The organism is Chryseobacterium indologenes (assembly GCF_002025665.1).
GTDB classification, from domain to species: Bacteria; Bacteroidota; Bacteroidia; order Flavobacteriales; family Weeksellaceae; genus Chryseobacterium; species Chryseobacterium metallicongregator.
The window spans coordinates 2,900,648-2,919,691 of the sequence record NZ_CP018786.1 but is presented as its reverse complement, the minus strand read 5'-3'; the positions used below and the strand labels follow the sequence as shown (position 1 = coordinate 2,919,691).

At 36.9% G+C, this 19,044-nt stretch carries 18 protein-coding genes; 11 read left to right on the top strand and 7 right to left on the bottom strand.

The window, feature by feature from the left end; translation table 11 throughout:
• Window positions 1–91: 91 nt before the first annotated feature.
• Together BUE84_RS13300 and BUE84_RS13295 are read right to left on the bottom strand one after the other, a co-directional pair.
• Window positions 92–679, bottom strand: a complete 588-nt coding sequence (locus BUE84_RS13300) for a TetR/AcrR family transcriptional regulator (RefSeq protein ID WP_079242033.1) — start codon at window positions 677–679, stop codon at window positions 92–94.
• 105 nt (window positions 680–784) lie between these two features.
• Window positions 785–1,189 carry a winged helix-turn-helix transcriptional regulator gene (locus BUE84_RS13295; protein ID WP_079242032.1) on the bottom strand — a complete coding sequence of 135 codons (405 nt, stop codon included), beginning with the start codon at window positions 1,187–1,189 and terminating at the stop codon, window positions 785–787.
• A gap of 207 nt (window positions 1,190–1,396) precedes the next feature.
• On the opposite strand from BUE84_RS13295, the gene BUE84_RS24940 reads away from it, so the two are divergent.
• The 10 genes from BUE84_RS24940 to BUE84_RS13245 all read left to right on the top strand — a co-directional run bounded on the left by BUE84_RS24940 (window position 1,397) and on the right by BUE84_RS13245 (window position 8,667).
• Window positions 1,397–1,612 (top strand): SDR family NAD(P)-dependent oxidoreductase, encoded by a 216-nt coding sequence (locus BUE84_RS24940; RefSeq protein WP_079242031.1) that lies wholly within the window; start codon window positions 1,397–1,399, stop codon window positions 1,610–1,612.
• Between the two features lie 29 nt (window positions 1,613–1,641).
• Window positions 1,642–2,247, top strand: coding sequence for an SDR family NAD(P)-dependent oxidoreductase (locus tag BUE84_RS13285; protein ID WP_158521362.1), 606 nt, complete (start codon window positions 1,642–1,644; stop codon window positions 2,245–2,247).
• 174 nt (window positions 2,248–2,421) lie between these two features.
• Entirely contained in the window at window positions 2,422–3,354 is a 933-nt protein-coding gene (locus BUE84_RS13280; protein WP_079242029.1) for a helix-turn-helix domain-containing protein, read from the top strand.
• A 96-nt stretch (window positions 3,355–3,450) separates the two neighbouring features.
• Entirely contained in the window at window positions 3,451–4,191 is a 741-nt protein-coding gene (locus BUE84_RS13275; RefSeq protein ID WP_079242028.1) for an SDR family oxidoreductase, read from the top strand.
• 25 nt (window positions 4,192–4,216) lie between these two features.
• Window positions 4,217–4,702, top strand: coding sequence for a DUF1097 domain-containing protein (locus BUE84_RS13270; protein WP_079242027.1), 486 nt, complete (start codon window positions 4,217–4,219; stop codon window positions 4,700–4,702).
• Window positions 4,703–4,739: 37 nt separating this feature from the next.
• A complete protein-coding gene (locus tag BUE84_RS13265) occupies window positions 4,740–5,492 on the top strand; it encodes an SDR family oxidoreductase (protein ID WP_079243942.1) in 753 nt (250 codons plus the stop codon).
• A 9-nt stretch (window positions 5,493–5,501) separates the two neighbouring features.
• On the top strand, window positions 5,502–5,927 hold the full coding sequence (locus BUE84_RS13260) for a nuclear transport factor 2 family protein (RefSeq protein ID WP_079242026.1): 426 nt from the start codon (window positions 5,502–5,504) through the stop codon (window positions 5,925–5,927).
• Window positions 5,928–5,990: 63 nt separating this feature from the next.
• Window positions 5,991–6,398: a DoxX family protein gene (locus BUE84_RS13255; protein WP_079242025.1), complete on the top strand. Its 408-nt coding sequence runs from the start codon at window positions 5,991–5,993 to the stop codon at window positions 6,396–6,398.
• Window positions 6,399–6,557: 159 nt separating this feature from the next.
• On the top strand, window positions 6,558–7,433 hold the full coding sequence (locus BUE84_RS13250; RefSeq protein WP_079242024.1) for a helix-turn-helix domain-containing protein: 876 nt from the start codon (window positions 6,558–6,560) through the stop codon (window positions 7,431–7,433).
• A 67-nt stretch (window positions 7,434–7,500) separates the two neighbouring features.
• Entirely contained in the window at window positions 7,501–8,667 is a 1,167-nt protein-coding gene (locus BUE84_RS13245) for an iron-containing alcohol dehydrogenase (RefSeq protein WP_079242023.1), read from the top strand.
• A gap of 100 nt (window positions 8,668–8,767) precedes the next feature.
• On the opposite strand, the gene BUE84_RS13240 is transcribed toward BUE84_RS13245, so the two are convergent.
• The 3 genes from BUE84_RS13240 to BUE84_RS24830 all read right to left on the bottom strand — a co-directional run bounded on the left by BUE84_RS13240 (window position 8,768) and on the right by BUE84_RS24830 (window position 13,359).
• On the bottom strand, window positions 8,768–10,003 hold the full coding sequence (locus BUE84_RS13240; protein ID WP_079242022.1) for a PKD domain-containing protein: 1,236 nt from the start codon (window positions 10,001–10,003) through the stop codon (window positions 8,768–8,770).
• 352 nt (window positions 10,004–10,355) lie between these two features.
• Window positions 10,356–12,749: a reprolysin-like metallopeptidase gene (locus BUE84_RS13235; RefSeq protein WP_238594426.1), complete on the bottom strand. Its 2,394-nt coding sequence runs from the start codon at window positions 12,747–12,749 to the stop codon at window positions 10,356–10,358.
• Window positions 12,682–13,359, bottom strand: coding sequence for a hypothetical protein (locus tag BUE84_RS24830; RefSeq protein ID WP_238594259.1), 678 nt, complete (start codon window positions 13,357–13,359; stop codon window positions 12,682–12,684). Before BUE84_RS24830 ends, BUE84_RS13235 begins: the two co-directional genes overlap by 68 nt.
• Before the next feature lie 832 nt (window positions 13,360–14,191).
• On the opposite strand from BUE84_RS24830, the gene BUE84_RS13230 reads away from it, so the two are divergent.
• Window positions 14,192–15,631 (top strand): helix-turn-helix transcriptional regulator, encoded by a 1,440-nt coding sequence (locus tag BUE84_RS13230; RefSeq protein ID WP_079242020.1) that lies wholly within the window; start codon window positions 14,192–14,194, stop codon window positions 15,629–15,631.
• An 88-nt stretch (window positions 15,632–15,719) separates the two neighbouring features.
• Here the strand turns inward: BUE84_RS13230 and BUE84_RS13225 are convergent, their stop codons facing one another.
• Together BUE84_RS13225 and BUE84_RS13220 are read right to left on the bottom strand one after the other, a co-directional pair.
• Complete coding sequence (locus BUE84_RS13225; protein ID WP_079242019.1) at window positions 15,720–16,157, bottom strand: hypothetical protein; 438 nt, start codon at window positions 16,155–16,157, stop codon at window positions 15,720–15,722.
• A gap of 27 nt (window positions 16,158–16,184) precedes the next feature.
• Complete coding sequence (locus BUE84_RS13220; RefSeq protein WP_079242018.1) at window positions 16,185–19,007, bottom strand: T9SS type B sorting domain-containing protein; 2,823 nt, start codon at window positions 19,005–19,007, stop codon at window positions 16,185–16,187.
• Between the last annotated feature and the right edge of the window lie 37 nt (window positions 19,008–19,044).

Genomic DNA, 19,044 nt, shown 5'->3' with positions numbered 1-19,044 from the left:
TTGTTTTTAATTGATTGTTATGATTATACTTTTTAAAAAGTTTTATTTTCAAATTTAAATGACCGAACGGTCATATTTTGGATAAAAAAATTTAGACACAATTTTCCTCAATTATTTTTTTTAGACTTTGCGTAATAACTGCCATTCTCACATTGTTACCGGACATTCTTGCGATCAAATGTCCACCTTCAAGCATTGCGAAAAGAACCGTTGCAAAATCTGCAGGATTCCAGTCTGCTCTGAATTCTTTATTGAAAATGCCTCTTTCAATAATATCGGAAAGCAATTCCTGCCCCTGCTTGATAGCACGGTTTATTTTTTCCTTGACAACCGGATTGGTATCGTCGGCTTCCATTCCGAAATTTAATAAAGGACAGCCTCCGGTTACTGGCGGATGATTAGGATCACTGAAAAAATCAATATATGCGAATAACTGCTCTTTAGAAGTTTTGAATTTCCTTAAATTGTTTAAAAGTCTTTCACTCAGTAATTTAAGATTATGATCAACAGCAGCGCAGGCAAGTACTTCCTTGTTCTCAAAATGAACGTACATACTACCTTTAGACAATTTGGTGGCTTCCATAATATCACTCATAGAAGTAGCAGCGATCCCTTTTGTATTAAATATAGGAGCCGATTTTTCTATAATGAATTGTTTGGTTTCTTCACCTTTTGTCATGATAGTATAAAATAATAATGCAAAGATATGACCGATTGGTCATAAAAACAAATTTTTTATGCTTTTTTTATATTGCATTGTTTTAATGTCAACTAAATCAGTTGTTTATTGTCCTTCTTCAGGAAGACATTGAGGAATTTCTCCTATTTCATTTATTGTAAATCCTTCTTCAAAAAGTTTTCTTTTATGATTAATTCCCCAGTCTTTAAGAGCAAATATGATAGGATTTAAAGTTGAAGAATAAGACAGAGGCTGATAAATGATTTTAACAGGATAATCATCAATAACAGTTCTTTTGATGAGCTGATGTTGTTCAAGTTCCTTGAGTTCCTTAGCCAGAACCTTTGGAGTAATACCTGGTATACTGTCCTGTATATCAGTAAAGCGATCATTACCTACAGATACAGATACCATGATGGCCAGCTTCCATTTGCCACTTAAAACGTCCAAAGCATCCCGTACAGGCTTGATCGTTTCCAGGCAGCTTGATTTAATTTTTTTTACAGACATACGCTTACAAATTATTTCGCTTTCCTTTGGGAAAGTACTATACAAAGGAAAGTAAATCTGTGCTAAATTGCAACATCATTTTTAAGGTATTTCCTTCTGAGACACAATAAACCGTATGAAGGAAATATTGTAATAATGAAAAGAATTCCGGCCGGTATTCTTCTGAGTTAAAAAGAGTCAATAATTAAAAAGAGACGAACAAAAAGAATGAAAAAAGTAATCTTAATTACAGGTTCAAGTACCGGTTTTGGTGCATTAATGGTAAAAACATTTAACAAAGAAGGGCATATCGTCATAGCTACGATGCGAAATACTACTGGAAGCAATGCTGAACACGCAAAAAATCTGAATACGCTGGAGAATACAGAAGTAGTAGATATGGATATCACAGATGATCAGTCTGTAAAAAAAGCTGTTGTTTAGTACATGAAAAGTATGGCAGAATTGATGTTTTGATCAATAATGCAGGAATATATGGAGCAGGAGTTCTTGAATCTTATTCAATACCACAGATCCAGAAACTCTTTGATGTGAATGTTTGGGGAACATTGAGAGTGAATAATGAAGTTTTACCTATTATGAGAGCTGCAAAAGATGGTCTTATCATCACCATTTCCAGTCAGGTAGGCCGAATTTCACTTCCATTACAGTCTGCTTATAATTCTACAAAATTTGCATTGGAAGGCCTTATAGAAGGTTCGTATGAAGAGTTGATAGGGCAGGGAATAGAGTCAGTACTGCTTGAGCCGGGAGGATTCATGACGGAAATTATCGGTAAGGCGCATATTAATGGAGACCGCGAGGGCATTCAGGAATCTTATGGTACTGCTGTGGCAGATATCAGTCAGAAAATTCAGACCGTATTTGGTAAACTCTTTATGGAATCAGCTCCGGATCCACAAATCATTGCAGATGGAACGCTTAAACTGGTAAATACAGAAAAAGGAAAAAGACCGCTCCGTACGCCCTTAGATCCTCTTTCCAATGGAGTAGATAAAGAATACAATCTGATTACAGAACAGGTAAAACAAAAGTGGATAGAAGCTTATGGTTTATAAAATATAATATTAAATTATTGTAGTCCATACATCCCATAGAAAAGGAAAAGTACTAATAAACGGTACTTTTCCTTTTGTATTTTGAATATACAGAGAATAAATAAACGCTATTTATTGAAATTTAAATGAAGACAACCTCAATTTAATTTCTAAATTTACCCGAAATTGAATGCAATGGCCAACGGTAACCTGAATGTGCACACTTTGCGCGAACTTTATCAGCAACTAGGACTTCCTGTGGATTATCTGGAGGAAGAATCCGGATTTACCATTCATTATCTGGAAGAAACATTCCAGGATTTGCCGTTTCGTTCAGAACCTTTTCGTCCTAACTACTTTAGCTTTTTGTTTATTAAAAGTGCATTTGGGCATTACACAATCGATGATCAGAGATTCGAAGTGACTTCAGATACTGTTTACTTTACCAACCCCGGCAATTACAGAATTTTTGAATGGGAAAAACTAAAGCATACCTGTCTGATTACCTTCGGAGAAGGATTTTTGAAAGAATATGTGCATGAAGATGTCTATAATGATTTCTCTTTTCTTTTATCAGAAGTAGTTTCACCCCGTGTTTTGACTCCTGACCAGTTTAGCCAGATAGAAGAATTATATGCTTTGATTCATAAAGAATATAAAGGACATTCATTATATAAAAACAAAATTATCGGTGCTCTTGTGATCACGCTGCTGCTTAAAATCAAAGAATATTTCTTTCAGGACTATAATCCTATTTATGAAGGGAACCGCAGTTCACGGATTGTAAAAAATTTCAAACAAAATATTGAACAGCATTTCAGAGATCTGATCAGTGGAAAGACCAATACCCAGTTCAGGGTTCAGGATTATGCGAACCTGCAGGCTCTCCATGTTAATTATTTATCAAGCGTTATCAGTAGCAAAACCGGAAAAACAATCACTTCATGGATTGCTGATAAAGCAATTACCGAAGCAAAAGTAATGCTTCAGGATGAAACCCTTAGCATTAAAGAAATTGCAGCCCGTTTAGGCTTTCTTGAAACATCCCATTTCAGCAATTATTTCAAAAAAAATACTTCAATCAGCCCTGCAGAATATAGAAAACAGTACTTTGGAAAGCAATCTTAGAAATTTGCAACATCTCCTATAATTCTTGTACGTTCCTGAGGAGCATAATGTATCAACTTTGTCCTATCAAATTAACATTGATAAAAACAAAGTAATATGAGTACATTAAACAACAAAGTAATCCTTGTGACCGGAGCGTCAAGAGGAATCGGAGCTGAAATCGCTCAACAGTTAGCTTCAACGGGAGCAAAAGTAATCGTTAACTACGCAGGCGGAAAAGATGCCGCAGAACAGGTTGTCGCTTCTATAAAAGATAAAGGAGGTGACGCTATTGCAGTCCAGGCAGATGTAAGTAATTCAGAAGCTGTAAAGCAATTATTTGATCAGGCGATCAGCCATTATGGAAAAATCGATGTATTGGTTAATAATGCAGGAATCATGATTACCAAATTGATCAAAGATACTACTGATGAAGACTTTTCACGTCAGTTCGACATCAATGTAAGGGGAACATTTAATACTTTAAGAGAAGCAGCAACCCAGCTTGCTGATAACGGAAGTATTATTAATTTCTCTTCAACAACTACGAGAGTGATGATGCCAACGTATGGAACTTATGTAGCTACCAAAGGAGCTGTAGAACAGCTAACCCGAGTATTCGCTAAAGAAGTGGGAAGCAGAGGAATCAATGTGAATGCAATACTTCCGGGACCTACTAACACCGCATTGTTTACAGAAGGAAAACCTCAGGAAGTAATAGACAGACTGGCTTCTTTAAATGCTTTTAACCGTTTGGGAGAACCTGCTGATATTGCCAAAATTGTTGTCTTTCTGGCTGGTGATGATGCCAAATGGATCAGCGGACAAACGATTGGAGCCAATGGGGCTATGGCTTAATATCATACACCAATACTATTACATTATGAAGACTTTACCAATAGCAGTTGCTTTCGGATTTTTCGGAGCGGTTGCCGTTACTGTTTCCTTTTCGATGCAGTGGCCTACATGGGTGATGTTTGTAGCCTGGGTCAGTTTCTATATTTTCGGTAAAAAGATAGAAACCTCACTTTGGGCACTTTTACAGATTGTACTGGGAATGATGATGGCAATTCTGATACAGGTTACTGCAGGCGGATTGCAGCAGCTGATCGGAGGGTTAGGCTTTCCTTTGGCTGTTTTCCTGTACATTGGATCATTAGCCTACTTTGCGGGAACAAAAAAACTGAACAACATTCCTGCCTGGTTTCTGGGCTTAATCATCCTGTTTGGAGTTCACCCTCCACTGGAACCATTGCCTGTACTCAACTTATTAATACCCATTTTAGCAGGATTTCTATTTGCCTGGCTGAACAATAAGGTAGTTGATATGATTCATGAAAGACAGACATCAAAATCAACTGTTCAATAACAACTATTACACACAATCATTATTAAAATTTAAAAAAATGAATTCATTACAAAATAAAGTAGCCGTTATTACCGGCTCAGGAAGAGGTTTGGGAAAAGCTATTGCAGAACGTTATGCTGCGCTGGGTGCAGATATCATATTAAATTATTCCCGTGACAAAGCTTCCACAGATGAGGTAGAAAGCAATATCAAAGCTATGGGAAGAAAGGTTATTTCCGTTCAGGCAGATGTGAGAAAAGTATCTGAAATACACTATCTTTTTGATGAAGCAAAAAAAGCTTTTGGGAAAATAGATATCGTTGTTGCCAATGCCGGAATTGAAATGGTGGAAACTCCAGTAACGCAGTTCACGGAAGAACAGTTTGACAGACTTTTCTCCATCAATACCAAAGGGGCTTATTTTACCATGCAGCAGGCAGCTTTGAATGTAGAAGACAATGGACGCATTATTTATGTAGCATCCAGTACCACAGCTTTTCCTGTGCCGGGTATGGCAGTATATGGAGGAAGTAAAACCACCCCAAGGTATCTGGTAGATGTGTTATCAAAAGAAATTGGGCATCGTGGAGTAACTGTAAACACGATTATCCCTTTCGCTGTAGATCATTCGGGAATTTTTGCCGAAGAAGGAAGCTATCCTGAATTGAGAAAATCCCTGATTGACAGCTGTCCGATGGGAAGACTGGCGGAAGTAGAAGATGTAGCCAATATTGCCGAATTCTTTGCCAGTGATCTTTCTTCATTTGTGAACGGGCAGCATTTATTAGTCAATGGCGGAGCTAATCAGTAAAATAATACTATGAATATTTTTAAATTATTAAGTATGGTATTGATGATGGCTTGCAGTCTGAATGCTTGTGGACAACGGTATCAAAACCATCAACACAAAAAAATAAAGAGTATGGATACTTCGAAAATTATAAATATAAAAGTAAAACAGGCTATTGAAGCCTTCCAGGCAAGTGATATAGAAAAATGGATATCTCTTTTTGCAAAAGATGCGGTATTGCTTGACGATGGTAACCCAAGAGATCTGAAAGAATTTTCAACCCATGCCATTCTTATTGAAAATTTCGTAAGCATTGATAAAGTGGAGGATAACGGAAACTCAGTGTATGGAGCATTCCACAGTGATAAATACGGAGATTTTAAAGCCTATTTTAAATTCCATTTTAATAAAGATGGGAAAATAAACAAGCTTGAAATAGGGCAGACAGATAATTAAAAACTCATGAGAAACTCTCTCTCAATACATTGTTTGGGAGTTTCTATTTGTATGGAATGAACTATGAAAAAGATCACGATTTTTTTTAACAGAGACAAAGGCTTATTCTTCTTCAGGATGATTATCAGTATGATTCTTTATATAAATCATGGGCATGAAAAACTGTTTCACTTCTCTGAAATGCTCTCGAAAATTGCTGACCCTTTGCATATAGGAAAATTACCGGGGCTTTTGTTTGCTGCTTTTTCCGATGTTTTTTGTGCGTTACTTTTATTATTAGGTTTCAAAACGAAAATCGCTTCTTTTGTAATTGCATTCAATACTTTGGTTGCGTTTATCTTGGTTCAGCATGGAGATGTAACCACCTTCAGAGGAGAAATTGCCCTCTTATTTTTTAGCAGCTCCTTACTCCTGTTTTTTACCGGTCCTGGGATATACAGCCTGGATGAATTCATGAAGAAAACAGAATGATTAATTTGTCCATGCAAATCATTAGCTGATAAGCTGGATTAATATAAGAGAACAATTTAACTCTAAGTTTACAAAAAGCTCCTATTTAGGGGCTTTTTATTTAGGGCAGATAGACGTATAACTTTTTTTAATCCTAACTTTGCTGCGGTAAAAGGAACTATGAAGAAACTGGAGATTAAAAAAAATATTCAGAAACAGGAAGATAAAAATCTGTCTTTCCGGGTTTTTGATTTGAATAAAGACCATTTGGCCCAATATGCAAAACCTCACAAAAAAGACCATTTTTGTATTTTTATTGTAGAAGAGGGAAAACTTCAGGTTTGTATTGAAGATAAAATTCATTGGATAAAAGCGGGGAAAATCTCTGTGATATTTCCGGAACAGGTAAATTTTGTGGCAGCCTCCAGCGAAGATCTCATCGGGAAGATTATTTTGTTTGAAGAAATATTGTTTTGTTCTGATATTCTGAAAAATGAATTAAGTACCTATAATGTTAATCTTTCTACACAGCTTAACTGTACAATACTTTCACGGGAAGACTTTGAACAAAGCTTACGCAACACTTCAATCATCAAAGAAATTTACGAACAGCCCACCCTTATAAAGAAAGAACAGGCCAGATTTTACATTAAAATTGTCCTTCTCGGACTTATTGAATCGATTCACGGACTGCATCCGGTTCTGCATGAAAAAACAGCAGATCAACCCCTGTATGTAAGATTTAAAAAGCTGTTGAATGAACATTATAAACAACACAGAACGGTTCAGTACTATGCAGAAGAACTGGCCATTACTTCCAAAAAGCTAAACTCTATTACCAAAAAACATTGTGGAGAGACTGCTATTCAGGCTATCCATAACCGTATTTTAACGGAAATTAAACGGCAGCTGATGTTTTCAGATCTTTCCCATAAGGAAATTGCTTTTGATTTGGGTTTTAATTCTCCATCTGCCCTCAATAAATTTGTAAAAGCAAAACTCAAAGAAACTCCCACCGAACTTCAACAGGAACTGGCGCAAATGTATAACGTATAGTCTCGTTTGTATAACAGGGCTTGTGAAGGCTTATCTAATTTTGTATCATTAAAATCAGATAAGAAAAATGAGCAAATTATTTATTGCAGGCGAAGTCTTCCATGGTGCAGGAAGTCTTGATGAATTAAAAAATATCAAAGGAAAAAAAGCAGTTATTGTAACAGGAGGGAGTTCCATGAGAAAAAGCGGAACCCTTGATAAAGCGATAGCCTATCTTCATGAAGCAGGAATCGAAACACAGATTTTCGAAGGGGTAGAAGAAGACCCATCATCAGCAACCTGTCTGAAAGGTGCAGAGGTGATGAATACTTTCCAACCTGACTGGATTATCGGTTTAGGTGGCTGCTCCGCCATTGATGCTGCAAAAATTATGTGGGTATTTTACGAATATCCTGAGGTGGAATTTGATGCTTTGATTAAACCTTTCACAGTTCCCGTTTTGAGAAATAAAGCAAAGTTTATTGCTATTCCTTCTACCAGTGGTACGGGAACGGAAACTACGGGGCTTGCGGTGATTACGGATAGAGAGAAAGGCGTAAAATATCCTGTGGTTTCTTATGAATTAACACCGGATATTGCTATTATTGATGGGGAAATCTGCGCTTCAATGCCGGCACATGTAACTTCCAATACAGGGCTTGATGCTCTGACACATTGTGTGGAGGCCTATGTCTCCAATATTGATAACAATATTGCAGATGCCTTATCTAAAGGTGGTTTAGAGATTGTTTTTGATAACCTTAAAGAAGCCGTAGAAAACCCAAATAATATTCAGGCCCGTCAGAATATGCATGATGCATCATTTATGGCTGGTTTAGCCTTCAATAATGCATGGTTGGGAATTGTTCACTCTCTTTCTCATCAGGTAGGAGCGCTGTATGGAATTCCTCACGGAGCTTCAAATGCTATTTTCCTTCCGAATGTGATCCGTTACAATGCTCTGGCTACAGAACGTTATCCTGATCTGGCAAGAGTAATTGGGAAAGAAACTACCGAAGAACTGGCTCAGGCTATTGAGACACTACGTTCTGAAGTTAACAATCATTCAGCGATCAAAGATTTCGGAATTTCAAAAGAAGATTGGGAGAAAAACCTTGACTATATTGCAGCCAACGCTTTAGCAGACCCTTGTACAGGTTTCAATCCGAGAGTGCCTGTTTTAGAGGAACTGAAAGCAATTTACAATGCCTGTTATGAAGGTGCTGTATATGCAGAGGAAGTTGTTGCAGGATAAGATTTGATAACACTTCAATGTGTTGATATCTAGAAATACACTATTTATATAGTAAAAAGAAAGAGAACTCAATCTGAGTTCTCTTTCTTCAGTTATTTAATTATTTGACCATGATTTTAATGTTTTCCCTACGATCATTTTCATATAGAATACTCATCAAGTAAGCTCCTTTTTCATACGTTGAAAAATCTATTTTGAGATCAAAAACATTCAGGTTTTTCCAATCGGCAAGCTTCCTTTGAGCTATATCATAAATGATGATATTCTTTATTTTTCCTTTACTTTTCAGGTAACAAAAATCGGTGACCGGATTAGGGTAAAAGGTAAGCTCGGACTCAATGGCAAGATCTGCAGTTCCCAGAGAACCGATAGTAATAACCTTACTTAACGTTTCTGAACAGGTATTTTTATTAACTGTCAGGGTGACGGTATAACTTCCGGGAGAGGCATAATGATGAGCCGGATCTGATGAGGAATCTGTGGTACCATCACCAAAACTCCATAATACTGAAGTGTAATTGGCGGAATGATTGGTGAAATTCACAGTGGTTCCATTAATTCCTGCGATAAAATCCGAATGAAGATGAAACGCATTGCTGTTCCATTGTGCAGGATTATTAAAAAAGACCTGATCAGCAATCTCCTGAAAATTTTCAGCAGTGTTTTGAGGCAGTCCGTTATAAAATGCAGAAGGGAAAACATGATCCTGGAAAACCGCAGAATACATAGAAGCTGCTACAAGGTAACTTCCTTTCGGCCCCGGATGAATATCATTATACGATCCATGAAGAGCCAGATCCTGCGATGAAGTGTAATACTGCCTTGCTGATTCTCCGGCAGGAACCATTTCTACCTGCATCAGGTTAGACATCTTAGTAATGGAGTCCTTTATTTTCTGCTGAAAAGTAAAATATACATTATATTCATTAGCAGAGGGTACTCCATACGGAATTTCATATAAGAATATTTTGGAACATGGGCTGTATTTTCGGATGGAATCCCTGATTTTGCGGCCACGCTCTGCTGTCACGGAAACAGGATAAGAATGACCTGCAGATTCACCAGTACCGGGCTGCATGATAACATACTTATAGTTTTTTGATTTTATTTTTTGGTACAGTGCAGGATCATCTACGTGATTAACAAATCCGGTTCCTCCCGGCGTATGGGTTGTTATGGAAACATTCTTTCCTTTTGAAGCAGCTATATTTTTGAAAATTTCAGGCATGTCATTAAAATACGTGACACTGTTTCCTATAAACAGAACCTCATTAGATTGACAGAAAGATAAGACTGAAAAACCAGTACATATCAGAAGAAGTAGTTTTTTTAGCATATCATATTTTTTTAGATTCTTATGTAAAAAAGGTACCTGCAAACAACCACTTATTATGCAGGTACACAATACAAACGATGATTAAAAATGTTTTTTTATCAATATAGAATTATACTTTTCTTTATCTGTTTTTATTATTAAACGCTTTAAAAAGTACCTGCAGGAAACCCAATCTATACTGCAGGCACAAGATTAAAAGGTGTTTAAATGAAAATGTTAGTTTATTTACTTTGTTAGAGATTTTTGCTTTATTATGAGTTAATGACTGGGTTTTATCTTTTTAAAATAAATTTGGAAAAGTACCTGCGGGTCATCTGTAATACCTGCAGGTACGGTACACTAATTATTACAACTATTTCTTGATTAATTTTGTATTATAAGTCGTCTTATCATCCTTTATGGTGATGACGTACATTCCTTTGATCAATGACGCAACATTGATTCTTTTTCCGTCCGGTTGCCCTTCCTGAACAAGTCTTCCGTCTGCACTGTAAATTTTGTAGACAGCTTTACCTTTCAGGTTTTTCACTTCTATAAATGTATCTGCAGGATTAGGATAAATTTCGATATCAGATGAGGATTGAGCTGATTCTTTAATCCCAAGTGCCGCATTGATCTTTACAGAAAAATCCCATACTGAGCCACGGGAGAACAGGTCACCATTATCATCTAAAGATGGGCTTGTACACGCATCAACTGAAGCATTGTAAAAACCACTGGCAACTCTCATTCTTAATGTTTTGTCGCCATTATAAGCATCGGCTGGGACTGTAAATGCAAAACTTCCCTGGTGTCTTTTATTGGCATTGGGAACAGCTCCGTTAATGCCTACTCTTTCTGAAGCTTCAAATACTCCGTTTCTGTTGTAATCAATCCACACCTGTACCCAATCCTGAAAGTTTCCTCCGGCACGGTTAGCATACACAATATAGTTCATATTGTATTGCGCACCCTGAGTAAGCTGAATCAGTCTGGCAGGATCTTCCGAATAATCTTTATAAGCGTGCTGAACGGTTGTCCCGTTTCCAGCTAAATCCACATTGGCTAAAGTCACTCTTAATATTCCGCTGAAATACGGGCTGTTTGTCGTGTTTCCTCCTGTAGTCATCAGGCAGTAGTCATATCCGGTGCGTAATCCTTTGGTTTTAAAATTATATACAGATGAAAATGCCCCGGGAACATTATTAATCACAGATGCTACACGAACTTCATAAGAGGTCTCATCTTCAAGATTATTTAATAACACAGAACTAACCGGACTGGCAGCATTGGACCAGTTTGCTCCTCCTGTTTTTCTGTAATTCACAGAATAGGTTGCTCCCGGTACATGATTCCATGAAACAGTTGCTGAGGTTTTTAATATATCATTGTCGAACGCAGCAAGCCCCGTTGGTGGATTGTTTGAAGAAGCCGGAGCATTTCCTACAGTCAGTGTAGGAGAAACCGCATAAAATATATTTCCTACCGCTGAAATTCGCAGTTTAATATTTCCCTGAAGCGCAGCAGGCATTTGTATTTCAAAACTTCCGTCATTCGGAGTTGAAGCTACCAGTTCTGTCCATGCTGCTCCGTTATTCAGATCGGTTGTATATTCAATCTTTACATTGGCTGTGTTGTATGGGGCGAGGTTGGTATTGGCAACATCCCATGAAATGGTATTGTTTGCATTATTATAAAGCGTAGTAGAAGGAGTTAATCCTTTGAATTTAAAAGGTCCGTCATTTCCAACGGTTACTGTATTTTCTGCAGAAATAGTTAAGGGTCTGTTTGGATTATTATCACGTACAGTTACAGCGTAATGTAACACTCTGGGAATATAGGAAACTGTTTCCCATGTATCTTTATTGGTCAGTTTCCCACTCATCACTACAGGCAGGCTCGGGAAATATCTTCTTCCGGAAGCCACTGCAGGAAAAGAACGGGTAAGTGAACCCTCAGGATTGAATCCCCAGCCGCTGTCTCCTGAGATGGAACTCGTTGAGCCTACGCTGTCATACTGTTCCCAGTTATAGGTAAACTGATTTCCATCTGCATCAACTGCATTGGCATCCAGATAATAGGCTGTCCCTTTAGGAATATTATAGGAAATAAGCGGAGTAATAGCTGGTGCATTATTGTTAGCGATATTTTCTGCTACACCGCACCCCACTTTACCTTCAAGATTGGTAAGAATTTGATTGATGGATGAATAGTGGAAATAAGCATCACTGTTCATCTGAACATTATTGGCTGTGATTCCTGCATAGGCCATGATGGTTGTTCCTCCGCCAGGTTCTATATTGACTCCTGAGCCTTCTGTAACAGTCGAAAATGTATGATTACCTCCAAGCTGGTGCCCCATCTCATGGGCTACATAATCAATATCAAAGGTATCTCCCACAGGGTTGCCATTCTGTGTAAATGCAGAACCTTTTCCTAGCGGTTCCGCTGCTGTTGGGTCGGTACATATGCAGCCTATACAGCCTGCATTTCCATTTCCTCCTGCCGCATTAAAAACATGTCCGATATCATAATTATCATTACCTACCTGAGCCGTTAAGGTTTGTTGCAGCTGGCCATTCAAATCGTTTGTATAAGGATCATTGGCAGGATTGGCATAAATGATATTGGGAAGGTTTTGTATATTCAAATGAATCGCAAATTCTTTTTCAAAAACACCGTTTACCCTGGTCATGGTATTATTCATCTGGGCAAGTGCTCCTGCAACCCCTCCAAAAAGGGTTGTATATTCTCCCGTTGCAGACAAGGCAAGTCTGTAGGTTTCTGTATCTTGAGGCAGCCGGTCTTCCAGTAATATTGATTCCGGCAAGTTTATTTTTTCCGGAATTCTTTAAAGATTTGATGTCCAGTCCTTTTTTACCTTCCATGCTGCAGCTAAAGCCATGCTCAGACTCTGTTCTTTCTGTTTTATAGAATACACCATAGGTCTTTTTATCTGTTGTAATCGGTTCTATAAACTGAAAAACACCGTCTTTAATAATCATTGACTGTATTTCTGTAGGAGATGTACTGAATCTTACATATTTGGATGGGTCATCAATTCCCACTCCTACATAAGATCCTAATCCATATTTTTCAGCCAAAGATTTTTCCATCACAGGATTGCTGTACACTGCAAAGCTTTCTATGGCTCCTTCTGCTGTCGGTAATTGAATCGTTACTGCTCTTGCATTTGCGCCGGTTTCCTCAGCGTTTTTTAATAACTGTATTAAAGCATTAATATCAGTTTTGTAAGCATACTTGATTTTTACCTCTCTTCTGATCTCAGACACTTTTTGTGAAGAGGTTTCCCATCTTTGGGCATTGGAAAGACAGAAACCAGAAATCAAAAATAATGATAATAGAGTTTTTCTCATTTTAAAAATTAGGTATTTAAATAGTGGTATTGCGAAGAATGAATATAAAAATTCGGGTCTTCAAAAGTAATTGCTAATTTTGTATTGCAAACAATGATATTTTATGATTTTATTAAATTGTGTACGTAATACGTATGTGATTTTGTTTACTCGGGAGTTTTTTAGTGTTGATATTGTATTTTATATTTGAGTGGTTGCGACTAAAAAAACTATTTTTTTTATGTTGTATTTTCTTTCACATCATACTGAGGAAGAGTTCAAAAAAGATATCCTTAATCTGTTCAATATGTATAGCAAGAATTGTCAATATAATTATTAATACCAGAGTCATTTGGAGTAATGATATTAGGGAGTGTACAATTCATTTCTCCGGGAGTGCAATTGTATCCGTTTTTTATACTTTGACTTCATCTCTGGGAATATTGGTAAAGTATTCGAATTGTATCAGCTGATATTATCTGTACAATGTATTCTTTTAAAAAGTACCTACAGACTTTGTCTATGCTGCAGGTACGCTACTAAGGATGATTAAGAAAAACTAATTATTTAGAAATATATTTTTGAAATAGTATTAAACCTTACCTACCTAGCAGTTTCTGAAAAACAGAAGGTTAATATTCCTAGCGAGCAAAATTTTATCGTGAATAAATGAGGATTGAACAATTTTTTTTGAGCTTTAAAATAATATTCCGGTATTCAAAATTAATTGTTAATTTTATAAAGTAAATAATATTTTATTGCGTTTTTATTGATTTGTGTATATAATACGTATGTATTTTGCGTAATGTAGGGCGGTGTAGTAGTAATATTGTATTTTTAATTATAGTGGAGTATGGTGAAAAATTTGTCTTTTTTCTTTTTCTTTATCTTTTCTTTTTTTTATTCACAGCATACGGAGAAGCAATTTAAGAATATCATCTTTGACATCGAATTTTCTACCGCCGGGCCAAAAGAAATAAAAAAAATTGACAGCCTTATTGAGGTGTGTCGAAAAAACTCTTATAATGATTGTGTTGCATTAGGATATCTCAAGATTGCGAATATCTATGACAGAATGAATGATTTCAAGAAGTCTTTTTATTATATAGATAAAGTAGAAAAGGAGAACCTTATTAGCTCGGATACAGATTTTGAAGTCATATTTTACCTTCATATTCAAAAATCTTTTTTATACCAGAAATTGAATGAAAGGGTAGCCTCTTTAAAACAATTGGATGAAATCTATGATGAGACCATGAAAACGGGTAATGCCTATTTTATTTATCTGATCAATCGGCAGTATGCAAGTAAATATGGTGATCAGAATAAAAAAGAACTGGCGCTAAAATATTCCAGAATCGCTTACAAATATTCCAAAATTTATAGAGAAAATAAAGGTAACCTTTATAGAATAGACAAAAATAGGCTGAGTAACAGCTATAAAACTTCTGCTTATCTTGCGGGAGCATATACAGATCTTCATAAAATGGATTCTGCAAAAATCTATATTGATGAAGCTCTCCGGAATGAAAAGAAAATTGATGATATTGGTATACAGTATATTACGGCTTTTTATGCTGCGCGTTATTTTAGGGCGGTAAAAAATATTGAGCAGGCTCAGCATTATTTATGGATTTGTAAAAATATTGCCAATAATTATTATAAAAGTGAAAATTATCAAATTGCTGTAGCGGAAGAACTGAAAAGTTTGTATGAGGACCTTGGGCAAAAAGATAGTCTCAGCTATTATTCTCAATGGTTATTGAAGATAGAAGCATCGAACAGTGAGCAAAATCAAATGTTGAATGATGCTGTTGATAAACAGAGTGAAATAGAAACAACCAACATTAAGAAAGAATCAAAAAAACTTTTTTTTATTTTATCAGGAAGTATTGCAGTATGTATTCTTTTTATTTTTCTTTTCCTCTATTACTACAGAAAACACAAAAGTAAAAGTCTGGATAAGATTGATATGCCCCATCAGTCACCAGCTCAGGAAAGTATTTTTAAAGAAGTCATACAGCTTGCCAAAGAAAACAGCTCTGAATTCTTAACCCGATTCAATGAATACTGTCCCCGCTTTTCAGAGGAGCTTCTGAAGGTTTCTCCGTTAAAAACTTCAGAAATCAGGTTTTGTGCCTATATATACCTGAATTTTTCTACCAAAGATATTGCTGAATATACATTTACTTCAGTACGAACAGTCCAGACCAAAAAATACAATCTGCGAAAAAAACTGGATATTCCTGGTAATATGGATATTTATGTCTGGTTTTCAAAACTATTGAAATAAAGATTACGAATATAGTGAAAAACAAAAGAGACTATTTCATTTCGAAATAGTCTCAGCTTTTAAATTAACTTCCGATTCATATCAGTAATTAATTTCTTATTGTTGAAATATGGATGTTTTTCTGTCCATTGGAATCTATAAGCTCAATATTGCTGATCATATCATTGTAGACCAGGGTTGTGGTATCATTGAACGGATAACCTTCAATAAACACAGTTCTGTCCTTTGGAAGATTGTTCTGCTCATTCAGCATTTCCAGAGATAAACTATCGGGAAAGCCTGCATTTTTTTTAAACTTAATTTCTATTAAACCTTTGTCAGCCAGATAATCAAACTTCTTTAAATGAGAAGGTAAATGGGCTTTGGTTTTAAAAATAGTTGTCCTTTCAATACTGCTTTTATAAAGATCAAACATACTGGAAGTTCCGATGACATTATTGTACACTGCAAACCTTACATTACTGTTTTTTTGAGCAAAAAGTACTGCGGAAAATAATATAAGGAAAATATATAATAGCTTTTTCATACTTAAAATAGAGGTTTAAAAGTTTGATTAATTTCTGTTTTTTACCATAATCCATCCCGTATATTTTATCGGAGTCTGTTTTTTGTTGGTCTCATTCCAGCCCATATCAAACCAGTAGTTTCCGGTAGATACTTTCTTGCCGCCAATGCTGCCATCCCATTGATAGCTGTTTAATTTGCTTCCTTCGTGAATTTTGCTTCCATATCGGTCATAAATACTGAATGTGAAATTGGGTTTCCCTGCCAAAGCAGAATAGTCCAGTACATCATTTATTCCATCACCATTAGGCGTAATGATATTAATAAGATTAGGAACTGTAATTTCTACCTCTACAGGAGTACAGTTATAACCGTCTTTTACATAAAAAGTATTGCTTCCGCGCGGAACATTGGTAAATGCATTTTCATTCTGCCAGTTGATATTATCCATCGAATACTGATAAGGTGTTGTTCCTCCAATTGCAGTTAAGGTAACCGTATTATTGCTGATGTTAATATCTGAAATTACAGGATTTTCTGATGGATAAACCTTTACGGTTTGCCTTGTAGTACATTCTCTCGTTTTCAGATCTACCCAATAAGTTCCCACTCCCACATTACTGATGGATGGTGTTGTTGCTCCAGTACTCCATAGATAAGAAGTATATCCGGGGCCGGCATCCAGTGTGGTGGTATTTTCCATACAGATAATTTTATCCTTTAGTACCTCCGAGTAGGTAGGAGGAATAACCGTAAGCGTAACCTCTGCAATTCTGTAACATCCGTTGGCATTGCTTACCTTAATGTAAACCACTCCGTCAGGAGCAATATAACTGGCTGGGTTCAGGATTTCATTGGTTCCACTGTGGGCATCGGCAGGAGAAGGATAATATTGTTTAATTGTTCCCGGCTGTACATTCACTCCTGCTGAGGTTAAATTAAATATGCCAAGGACAGGATTAGAAGGTTCAAAACATGACCTTAAGGCTGCATCTTTAACAATTGGGCTTTCGGAAACTGTTAACGTTAAAGTTACCTGCTCACAATCTGTAAAGTCAGGATTGTTTCCACAAAACTTATAAACAATAGTGTCTGTACCCATATAACCGAAATTAGGGACATAAGTAATTACTCCTGCCGGATCGATGGTTGCTGTACCGTTTGCCGGAGGTGTAAGAATTGTTACCGTGCCGGGAACATAGCTTTGAGTAGAATTGGTAAACTGAGGTACTATAGACTGATACCCTTCGCAGACAGTCATTGCTTTGGTAGACTCTTCAAGACATGTGAATACTTTGTAAACCGGAGTGATGGCCGGCGTACATGATCCTACTGCTATTTTTACGGTATAATTTCCGGAAACCAACGGAGTATAAGTATTCGCATTGGCTCCTGTAATAGGGTTTCCATTCAAAAACCACTGGTAAGTATCATAGCTGTCATCCACTTCAAGTACAATACCAGGAATACATTCTCCTGTCTGTTTTGCAATTAATGGGATAGAGGAGAACCCGGCAAAATATCCTCCATATCCGGAAGTACTGTATCCTCCATTAATCCCTGCGGTTACCGCTTTATCCGAAATAACTGTTACATTTCCGGTGATAGAGGGGATGGCATACGTTACCCAGCTGCTATTTCCTGTTAGCGGAAAAGGGCCTTCTGAAGCGAGTGGCGGAGCTCCGTTTACCATTACATTGGCTCCGGCTTCAGTTAAAATATTCAGCTTTACTATAGTTCCATTCGGGACAGTGCTTGTGGTACCTGTTCCGGTAGGCATTTCATTAATCTTTCCGATTTCATCAATTTTTCGGGGTAAAAAACAGTTCAATGGTGGAATATAGTTGTAACCACAGGTAGCACTGCTGTTATTTACTGAAACCAATTGATATAAATAGACATTTTTTGAAGTCGTAATAAACATATTAAAATGCCCTGAATTCCCCTGCTGTACATAATTGTTCCCAGTGATCCTGTAAAAATCACCACTGTTTATGGTGGCAATAGGAGTGTTGGAACCATTGATGAATATTTGGGTATGGTCTTCCGTTCCAATAATGATACCTCCTTCCAGATCATCAGCGGAAGATCTGGTTCTTACCATGGCAAAAGTACTTCCAAGCCTTTCTGTAGGTACAGATTGATCAAGGATGGCATCAGAGCCAGATCCGGTATTATTTCCAAAATTTCCATTTACATTTCCGTTGGTAAGCGTAATGGGTTTGTCAGAAACAATTTTAGCTCCGATAAAAGCAGACTGATTTTGACCTCCCGTTCCGGGACCTCCTGCAAAAATAAAAGACTGTCCCTTATTAAGTGTAATGGTCTGAGTATTGGTGGCTGGTGCTGCTCCAAAGAACGTTACGTTTCCACTCCATGTAGCGGTTACTACGGTATTGTTTTCAGTGGCCAGTATTCCTGCTGTAAAATTATATCCGGTAAGTGATGAGGTTGTAGGAGTTCCGGCTACGTAAAATTCCTTACCAATCCCGGCTTTCCCTTTACTGGTGATGATTTCGGCGTGTGTAGTGTTGCTTACTATTCTTAATGAACAGTAGAACGGCTTTGTCCCTTGTAGATGTAACCCTTTCGTGATAACACTATAAGCGTCTGATGTAACATTGGCGGCGATAGCAGAAATGGGTACAACAAAGGTTTGTGGGGCATTTTTGCTGATTGTGACAGTGCCAATCGGAGTATTGTTATTGTTAATTGTAACAACAAAAGGGGTTGCGGAATCTGTAGAAAGGTATAATGCCTGTGTGTAACTTGTGGAGGCATAATAAGGAGCAAACCAGTGATCTGTATCTCTTTGTGCCGAAATCTGAATGCCCAAGATAATGAATAATAAACTGAGTATGATGTTTTTCATGAATTACTAAATTTTGATTCTAAAAATTGAAATTTCA

Excerpts from the sequence above, each read along its gene's own strand:
- BUE84_RS13275 (WP_079242028.1), top strand. The coding sequence starts at position 3,451 with ATGAGTACATTAAACAACAAAGTAATCCTTGTGACCGGAGCGTCAAGA.
- BUE84_RS13240 (WP_079242022.1), bottom strand. The coding sequence starts at position 10,003 with ATGCTAAAAAAACTACTTCTTCTGATATGTACTGGTTTTTCAGTCTTA.
- BUE84_RS13260 (WP_079242026.1), top strand. The coding sequence starts at position 5,502 with ATGAATATTTTTAAATTATTAAGTATGGTATTGATGATGGCTTGCAGT.
- BUE84_RS13280 (WP_079242029.1), top strand. The coding sequence starts at position 2,422 with ATGGCCAACGGTAACCTGAATGTGCACACTTTGCGCGAACTTTATCAG.
- BUE84_RS13250 (WP_079242024.1), top strand. The coding sequence starts at position 6,558 with ATGAAGAAACTGGAGATTAAAAAAAATATTCAGAAACAGGAAGATAAA.
- BUE84_RS13295 (WP_079242032.1), bottom strand. The coding sequence starts at position 1,189 with ATGTCTGTAAAAAAAATTAAATCAAGCTGCCTGGAAACGATCAAGCCT.
- BUE84_RS13270 (WP_079242027.1), top strand. The coding sequence starts at position 4,217 with ATGAAGACTTTACCAATAGCAGTTGCTTTCGGATTTTTCGGAGCGGTT.
- BUE84_RS13300 (WP_079242033.1), bottom strand. The coding sequence starts at position 679 with ATGACAAAAGGTGAAGAAACCAAACAATTCATTATAGAAAAATCGGCT.
- BUE84_RS24940 (WP_079242031.1), top strand. The coding sequence starts at position 1,397 with ATGAAAAAAGTAATCTTAATTACAGGTTCAAGTACCGGTTTTGGTGCA.
- BUE84_RS24830 (WP_238594259.1), bottom strand. The coding sequence starts at position 13,359 with ATGAGAAAAACTCTATTATCATTATTTTTGATTTCTGGTTTCTGTCTT.
- BUE84_RS13255 (WP_079242025.1), top strand. The coding sequence starts at position 5,991 with ATGAAAAAGATCACGATTTTTTTTAACAGAGACAAAGGCTTATTCTTC.
- BUE84_RS13220 (WP_079242018.1), bottom strand. The coding sequence starts at position 19,007 with ATGAAAAACATCATACTCAGTTTATTATTCATTATCTTGGGCATTCAG.
- BUE84_RS13265 (WP_079243942.1), top strand. The coding sequence starts at position 4,740 with ATGAATTCATTACAAAATAAAGTAGCCGTTATTACCGGCTCAGGAAGA.
- BUE84_RS13245 (WP_079242023.1), top strand. The coding sequence starts at position 7,501 with ATGAGCAAATTATTTATTGCAGGCGAAGTCTTCCATGGTGCAGGAAGT.
- BUE84_RS13230 (WP_079242020.1), top strand. The coding sequence starts at position 14,192 with ATGGTGAAAAATTTGTCTTTTTTCTTTTTCTTTATCTTTTCTTTTTTT.
- BUE84_RS13225 (WP_079242019.1), bottom strand. The coding sequence starts at position 16,157 with ATGAAAAAGCTATTATATATTTTCCTTATATTATTTTCCGCAGTACTT.